This window comes from Caballeronia sp. M23-90, assembly GCF_053574605.1.
Window position 1 is genome coordinate 1 of sequence record NZ_JBSIPA010000568.1, and the last position, 3,769, is coordinate 3,769.

At 58.7% G+C, this 3,769-nt stretch carries 5 protein-coding genes and 1 pseudogene; 4 read left to right on the forward strand and 2 right to left on the reverse strand.

Features of this window, described 5'->3' with window-relative positions:
* Both ACRXB1_RS32615 and gpmA read right to left on the reverse strand, forming a co-directional pair.
* Nucleotides 1-738, reverse strand: a 738-nt coding sequence (locus ACRXB1_RS32615; protein ID WP_449494378.1) for a S41 family peptidase, incomplete at its 3' end; no start/stop codon positions are given.
* 356 nt (nucleotides 739-1,094) lie between these two features.
* A complete protein-coding gene (gpmA, locus tag ACRXB1_RS32620; protein WP_062168839.1) occupies nucleotides 1,095-1,841 on the reverse strand; it encodes a 2,3-diphosphoglycerate-dependent phosphoglycerate mutase in 747 nt (248 codons plus the stop codon).
* 212 nt (nucleotides 1,842-2,053) lie between these two features.
* Here gpmA and ACRXB1_RS32625 point away from each other — a divergent pair, with 212 nt between their 5' ends.
* From ACRXB1_RS32625 to ACRXB1_RS32640, 4 genes and pseudogenes are all read left to right on the forward strand, one after another.
* Nucleotides 2,054-2,479 (forward strand): rhodanese-like domain-containing protein, encoded by a 426-nt coding sequence (locus ACRXB1_RS32625; protein ID WP_449494379.1) that lies wholly within the window; start codon nucleotides 2,054-2,056, stop codon nucleotides 2,477-2,479.
* The gene (gene grxC, locus ACRXB1_RS32630; RefSeq protein WP_056358080.1) at nucleotides 2,476-2,736 is read left to right on the forward strand and encodes a glutaredoxin 3; all 261 of its coding nucleotides are present in this window, start codon (nucleotides 2,476-2,478) and stop codon (nucleotides 2,734-2,736) included. Before ACRXB1_RS32625 ends, grxC begins: the two co-directional genes overlap by 4 nt.
* A 91-nt stretch (nucleotides 2,737-2,827) precedes the next feature.
* The gene (secB, locus tag ACRXB1_RS32635; protein WP_056358077.1) at nucleotides 2,828-3,301 is read left to right on the forward strand and encodes a protein-export chaperone SecB; all 474 of its coding nucleotides are present in this window, start codon (nucleotides 2,828-2,830) and stop codon (nucleotides 3,299-3,301) included.
* 22 nt (nucleotides 3,302-3,323) lie between these two features.
* Nucleotides 3,324-3,769, forward strand: a pseudogene (locus tag ACRXB1_RS32640) (NAD(P)H-dependent glycerol-3-phosphate dehydrogenase); the annotation flags it as partial.

The window sequence follows — 3,769 nt, forward strand, 5'->3', positions numbered from 1 at the left end:
TTGCAGCAGGCCGCCGCCGTTGTTGCGGAGGTCGAGCACGAGACCCTTCAGGTCGGGCTGCTGACGCGCGAGATCCTGCAGCTTCGCGGCGAGATCAGGCACCGTGCGCTCCTGGAAGCTCGTGATGCGGATGTAGCCATAACCCGGCGCAGGGATCTTCATCTTCACGCTTTGCACGCGAATGAGCGCGCGCGTGACCGTGATCGGGAACGTCCGGTCGTCGGTCTTGCGGAAAATGGTCAGCGTAACCTTGGTGCCCGGATCGCCGCGCATTTGCTTGACGGCGTTGTCGAGCGTCATGCCGCGCACCGGCTTGTCGTTGATACGCGTGATCAGGTCGCCTGGACGAATGCCGGCGCGAAACGCCGGCGTGTCTTCGATAGGCGAAATCACCTTGATCAGTCCGTCTTCCGACGAGATCTCGATACCGAGCCCGGCGAACCGGCCCTTGGTCTGTTCCTGCAACTCTTCGTAGTCGGTCTTGTCGAGATACGACGAGTGCGGGTCGAGGCTCGACACCATGCCTTTGATGGCGGCGGTGAGGAGTTTTTTATCGTCGACCGGTTCGACGTATTCATGCTTGATTTGCCCGAAGACTTCGGCAAACAACCGCAGTTGATCTAGCGGGAGAGGCGCGGTAGCGGCTTGCTGGGCAGATGCGGAGAGTTGCAGCGTGGCAAATGCGCCGGTAGCAAGGCCCGCGGCGATCAGGCCGATGTTTTTCAGGTTCTTTCGCATAGAGTCTGTTGCGGTCGGAAGCGGATTAGGCTGCGTCGTGGTTGACTGGGCAGTATAACTGCAAGCCCCGGACCACGACTTAAACGCAGCTTAAACGGCGTCCGCCGGCATGGTGGGTAAATTCTTTTTGAAGTCGCGGTTTATTAAAACGGTAATCCCTGCGCAAATGTCGGGCCCGGCTTATGGGACTGCAGCAAAAAGACCTGATGAAGATTTATGGAGGCCAGTATGAATCGTCTCAACCAGAGATGTCGAATGGGCCTTGGCAAGTATCCAAACAGCTTCGCAGACGATTCGAGCGTGGTTGATCTCGCATCGTCTGCCGGTCAGGCTTGGGAATTGGGCGGAAAGTCCGCTTATCCCGCCTTCCCCTGCTTTGCGACCGCAGCCTGCGCCTTCGCTATGGCATCGGGGTCGCCGAGATAATAGTGCTTGATCGGTTTCAGGTTTTCGTCGAGTTCATAAACGAGCGGCACGCCATTTGGGATATTCAATCCAACGATATCGTCGTCTGAAATCCCATCCAGATATTTGATCAGCGCACGCATGGAGTTTCCATGCGCTGCGATCAGCACGCGTCTTCCCGACTTGACGGCCGGTCCGATGGACTCGTTCCACATGGGCAGCACGCGTGCGACCGTGTCCTTCAGGCACTCGGTCAGCGGCAGCTCTTCGCGCGGCACTTTCGCATAGCGCGGATCGTTGAACGACGTGCGTTCGTCCGACGGATCGAGAGCCGGCGGCGGCGTATCGTAGCTTCTGCGCCAGACCAGCACTTGCTCGTCGCCGTATTGCTTCGCTGTCTCAGCCTTGTTCAATCCCGCGAGCGCACCGTAGTGCCGCTCGTTCAGCCGCCACGAATGCACGACGGGCAGATACATCTCGTCCATTTGATCCTGCACGTGCCAGAGCGTGCGGATTGCGCGCTTGAGCACCGAGGTGTACGCAATGTCGAAACTGAAACCCGCTTCTTTCAACAGCACGCCGGCTTGCTGCGCTTCGCGGACGCCTTGTTCCGTCAGGTCGACGTCGACCCAGCCTGTGAATCGGTTTTCCTTGTTCCACGTGGATTCGCCGTGGCGGATGAGCACTAGCTTGTACATGATGTCCGTTTAGAGGTCGGTTAGTTGGGAAGCCTGTTAAGAAGCAGCAAGAAGCGGAAAACTGGCATCGATTTTGTGCGGCAACGCGCTTCGGCGCAACTCAGCCGATCGGCCGATGCCTTTACGGAGAACGGTTATTTTATAATGGCTGGATTGTCCTGATTTTTTTACGGCTTTTCTTTTCTCCACACTCCCAATCCGGCGGTCCCGAAGTGAAGTTTTTCACCGATTACACCAACCTTGTACTTATCGCCGTCCTCCTCATTTCGGGCGGGTTGCTGCTGTGGCCAACGCTTATGCGGCGCGGCCGCGGCGCTGTTTCACCGGCCGACGCGGTCCTTTTGATCAACCGGCGCAACGCCTCGATCATCGACCTGCGGCCGGTCTCCGAGTACTCGCAAGGGCACATTCCGGCCGCGAAAAACTTTGGTTTGGCGGAGCTCCAAGCAAAAGTTGGCCAAATCGCCAAGAATAAGAGCAATCCGGTCTTGCTCGTTTGCCAGACCGGGCAACAGTCCCAGAGGGCGAGCCAGATTGTGAGCGATGCAGGCTACGCCGAGGTCCATGTATTGCAAGGCGGACTGGATGCCTGGCAAAAAGCTGGCATGCCGGTCGTGAAACAAGGAGCCCTAAAGTGAACAAAGTAATCATGTACAGCACGCAAGTGTGCCCGTATTGCCAGATGGCCGAACGTCTACTAAAGTCGCGCGGCGTGGAAAATGTCGAGAAGGTGCTGATCGACCGTGATCCTGCAAAACGTGAAGAAATGATGACGCGTACGGGCCGACGGACGGTGCCGCAGGTATTTATCGGCGAAACGCATGTCGGCGGGTACGACGATCTGTCAGCGCTCGACCGCAAAGGCGGCCTGATGCCGCTGCTCGAAGCGGCCTGAACGCATTGCCGGCAGCAAAGCAGCCCGTGGCATTGATCCGGAAAAACCGGAAACGCCGCGGGCTGCACTTTAAATAATCAAGGGAATCAACATGTCTGACGACAACAACCAACCGTTCTTCAACATTCAGCGCATCTACTTGAAGGATATGTCGCTCGAGCAGCCCAATTCGCCGGGAATTTTCCTCGAGCAGGACATGCCGTCGGTGGAAGTGGAAGTGGACGTGAAGGCCGAGCGCCTGGCAGAAAGCGTGTTCGAAGTGCTGGTGACGGGCACCGTGACCGCGAAGGTGTCGGACAAGGTCGCGTTCCTGATCGAAGCGAAGCAAGCCGGCATTTTCGATATCCGCAACATCCCGGCTGACCAGATCGATCCGCTCGTCGGTATTGCTTGCCCGACCATCCTGTTTCCGTACCTGCGCTCGAACATTGCTGACGCCATCACGCGCGCCGGTTTCCCGCCGATCCACCTCGCGGAAATCAACTTCCAGGCGCTGTACGAACAACGCATCTCGCAATTGTCGGCCGCCCAGGAAGGCGTGGCCAACGGCGCGACGCTGAACTAAAACCGATATTCCGGAGCCGGGCATGCAAGTAGCCGTTCTCGGCGCCGGTGCGTGGGGCACCGCGCTGGCTGGCCATCTGGCCACTCGCCACGACACGGTCCTCTGGGCGCGCGATCGCGCGCTCATCGAATCCCTGTCCGCTTCTCATGAAAACGAGCGCTATTTGCGCGGCGTGACGCTGCCTGAAACGCTTGTGTACGAAGCGGATCTTTCCTCCGCGTTGAGTCACGGTGCGGCCGGTGATGCACTTTGCGTAGTCGCCGCGCCTGTAGCGGGCCTGCGCGCGTTATGCCGGACGATGCGCGAATCGGGGATCGTCCCGGCGCATATCGTGTGGCTGTGCAAAGGGTTTGAAGCCGATACGCAATGTTTGCCAAATGAGGTCGTCGCGGCCGAACTGCCGCAGCACGCGAGCAACGGCACGCTTTCCGGGCCGAGCTTCGCCCGCGAAGTCGGGCAGGGCTTGCA